This window comes from Ideonella sp. FW305-24 (genome assembly GCF_058788035.1).
The window spans coordinates 1-835 of sequence record NZ_JBYTAI010000049.1 but is presented as its reverse complement, the minus strand read 5'-3'; the positions used below and the strand labels follow the sequence as shown (position 1 = coordinate 835).

Below are 835 nucleotides of genomic sequence, written 5' to 3'. Positions count from 1 at the left end.
TCTCCCGATAGAACTTCGCCGACCTTTCCCAGCTTGCCGACGGCGCCCGTGGCTTTCAGCAAAGGCGCTCCGAGCAACTCCACGCCCGCAACAACTTGATCTTGTGCAGGCAAGCCTTGCCACGCGGCATACGCTTGCCCTGCAGCACTCAGGGGGTGCTCCACCGCGCGCGCGAGGCCGGGAATCAAATGATCGCTTGTGTACAGGCGGGGAATGCCGACCACGGCACTTGCAGCGTGCGCTAAAACGGCGTCAGGGGCGTAGCTCAGCGCTGCCATCGCAGCAGAGGCCTTGTCCCCACGCGCATAGGCAGCGGCGCCGTCGTCTTGCACCCGCTGCCTTGCTTGCTCAATTTCATCCTGAAGCGATGCGAGTGCTTCATCAGCACGACCGAGCATCCCGCGGTGGCCCGTGACCTCAACACGCAAAGTGCCATCCTCGGCGGTGCCGTACGCCACTGAGGTGTAGTCTCCACCATAGCTGCCAGGCAGAATGGTTTGTTGCCCAGTGCCGAACAGCACCTGTGGCGGCACGGACACCAGACTGGCCAGATGCTGCTGAGCCGTCGCTGCGTTGTCGCCAGACTCACCGACTGTGGTGCTTGCCACAGGATCGGAACTTGACGCGGTCCGCGCCCAGTCTGGCGAGTTCTTCGCCAACTGCTCTTTCCGCCAATCGGTATCTGCCGCCCACTCTTGACCACCGGCATACTCGGGCCGCGCGTTCTCGATCAATGTCGACTTGGCTCGATTCAGTTCGCGCAGATATTCGGCATCTGCTTCCCTCTGTTCTTGGTTCTTGGCATCTCGCATTTTTTCGGCGATGCCCTGTGACA

1 protein-coding gene is annotated in these 835 nt (G+C 61.7%); it reads right to left on the bottom strand.

What is annotated here, in order from left to right; genetic code table 11:
* On the bottom strand, nt 1–835 hold an 835-nt coding region (locus tag AC3WR5_RS33465), incomplete at both ends, for a hypothetical protein (RefSeq protein ID WP_492490113.1).